We start from the raw sequence: 2,688 nt of genomic DNA, 5'->3' as shown, positions 1-2,688 counted from the left end.
GCTAAACACGGGGGCTGCGCGGCGGACACGCCGACGTCACAGCTACTGCCACGCCATTTTTGCAGAACTTGACGCACACAACTGGAGAAGGGGGAGCTTGTGCCACCTTCACCTTGCCAACTCCGGCTCTTCTGCCCTATTCTTCCCGCTAAAATAATTTCACGCACAGGCAAACTTGTTTCTCGAAACCAGGGTTGAGATGAGCCAGTCGCCCTACCCCGTAATCGCCGCCGGACCGCCCCGGCCGAGTCTGATCCTGCGGCCAGGCCAGATCGCGCTGCCGGCCGGGATGGAGCGCTATTCGGTTCAGGGCAATGGCGCGGTGCTGATCGAGGTCGAGGCCGGCGACAGCATCACTGTGCGCAATGTCGAGGGCGGGCAGGCCTGCGAGCTGCTGGTATGGGACAGCACCGGCGTAACCGATCCCGGTATTCTCGGCGAAAAATCGAACAGCAATGCCGCCGGCATTAAGGCGCTGCTGGCCGATAGCGACGATAGCCTCGCTTCCTTACGCCGAGGCCTCGAACGTCGCCAGGTACAGCTAGATCAGGCAAAGGCGGTCCGCGTCTTCGGCGGCTCCACCCCTGCCGGCACCGAACAGAGCTTTGCGATCGCCCGCGACGGCTCGATGCTCGTCGCTGCACCCGGCGGTCCGATGCTGGTCGACGGCCACGATACCGCAACGCCGCTCAGCGTCATCCTGCGCCGCGCCACGATCCGTCCAGCTGCGAAGTCGCGGCTTGCCGACCCGCTGGCCGATCCGGTGCTCGATCTGCGCGTCCATTCGGCGACGGCGGAAGCCTATTTCGTCAAAGCCGGCGACTATCTGCAGATCATCGATGTCGACGGGCGCCAATGCACCGACTTCCAGTGCTTTTCGGCGCGCAAGCTGGACAAGGGCCGCGATCATCCGCTCGACGTGACGACGACGCGCACGCTGATGGGTTCGAGCTATCCGATGCCCGGGCTGCACTCGAAATATTATGACCAGGACATGGAGCCGCTGGTCGAGGTTATCCAGGACACTTGCGGCCGCCACGATGCATTCGCGCTCGCCTGCGCTGCCAAATATTACGACGACATCGGCTATCCCGGCCATCCCAACTGCTCGGAGAATTTCAACCGCGCGCTGGCCGACAAGGGCGTGACGCCCCGCGCCGGCTGGATGGCGATCAACTTCTTCTTCAACACGGCCATCGACGCGTATGGCGTCGTGGTTTCCGACGAGCCGTGGTCGCGGCCGGGCGACTATGTGCTGCTGCGGGCGCTGACCGACATCGTCTGCGTCTCGTCCGCCTGCCCCGACGATACGACGCCGGCCAATGGCTGGAACCCGACCGACATCCATGTGCGGACCTATTCCGGCCAGCACAAATTCTCGCGAGCGATCGCCAGACGCATGACGCCCGATTCGGAACCGAAAATGACCCGCGAGACCGCCTTTCATTCGAGCTTTGCCAAGCACACCCGCAACTTCGTCGAGTACAAGGGTTATTGGCTGGCCAATTCCTTCGCCAAGCAAGGCCCGATCGGCGAATACTGGGCCTGCCGGCAGGATGCAGTGATCATGGACCTGTCGCCGCTGCGCAAGTTCGAGATCACCGGCCCGGATTCGGAAGCGCTGCTGCAATACACGCTGACCCGCGACATCAGGAAGCTCGGCGTCGGCCAGGTCGTCTATTCCGCCATGTGCTACGAGCATGGCGGCATGATCGACGACGGCACGCTGCTTCGGCTCGGCAAGGATAATTTCCGCTGGGTTGGCGGCGACGATCTATCCGGCGAATGGCTGCGCGAAACGGCGACGAAACTCGGCCTTACCGTGCTGGTGCGTTCATCGACCGACCAGATGCACAATGTCGCCGTGCAGGGACCGAAAAGCCGCGACATTCTCAGGCAGATCATCTGGACCTCGCCGCTGCAGCCGTCGATCGACGAGCTCGAGTGGTTCCGCTTTGCCGTCGCCCGCATCGGCGGCGGCAACGGCATTCCGGTCGTCGTTTCGCGCACCGGTTACACCGGCGAGCTCGGCTACGAGATCTGGTGCCATCCGCGCGACGCCGAAAAGGTGTTCGACGCCATCTGGGAGGCCGGCCAGCCGCACGGCCTGAAGCCGATGGGGCTGCAAGCGCTCGACATGGTGCGCATCGAGGCCGGGCTGATCTTTGCCGGCTACGAGTTCTCCGACCAGACCGACCCCTTCGAGGCCGGCATCGGCTTCACCGTGCCGCTAAAGACCAAGACCGACGATTTCATCGGCCGCGAGGCGCTGATCCGCCGCAAGGAAAACCCCCAGAAGAAGCTGGTCGGCCTCGACATCGACGCCAATGTCGCGGTCGGCCACGGCGATTGCGTGCATGTCGGCCGCGCCCAGGTCGGCGTCGTCACCTCCGGCATGCGTTCGCCGGTGCTGAACAAGAATATCGCGCTGGCCAGGCTCGACGTCGCGCATTCGGCGATTGGCACCGAGGTCGAGATCGGCAAGCTCGACGGCCACAGCAAGCGGCTGCCGGCGCGCGTCGTCGCCATTGCCCACTACGATCCGCAGAAGACCAGGCCGCGCTCCTGATCGACGCTGCCTGGTTCTTCCCTTCTCCCCTTGTGGACCTGTTGCGCAGTCATGAGCAAAAGCTTGCGGCGGCGGGGTTGCGGCGGTTGTTCGCTTTGCGGGGGATTTGACGTCTTGTT

At 63.8% G+C, this 2,688-nt stretch carries 1 protein-coding gene; it reads left to right on the top strand.

Features of this window, described 5'->3' with window-relative positions; all coding sequences use genetic code 11:
• Window positions 1-199: 199 nt before the first annotated feature.
• Window positions 200-2,569 (top strand): trimethylamine N-oxide demethylase, encoded by a 2,370-nt coding sequence (locus NKI01_RS30745; RefSeq protein WP_352549833.1) that lies wholly within the window; start codon window positions 200-202, stop codon window positions 2,567-2,569.
• Window positions 2,570-2,688: the final 119 nt, after the last annotated feature.

The sequence above is a fragment of the Mesorhizobium sp. M0815 genome (assembly GCF_040319995.1).
Lineage (GTDB): Bacteria > Pseudomonadota > Alphaproteobacteria > Rhizobiales > Rhizobiaceae > Mesorhizobium.
The sequence above is the reverse complement of the archived record's forward strand: the minus strand, read 5'-3'. Positions and strand labels throughout refer to the sequence as shown.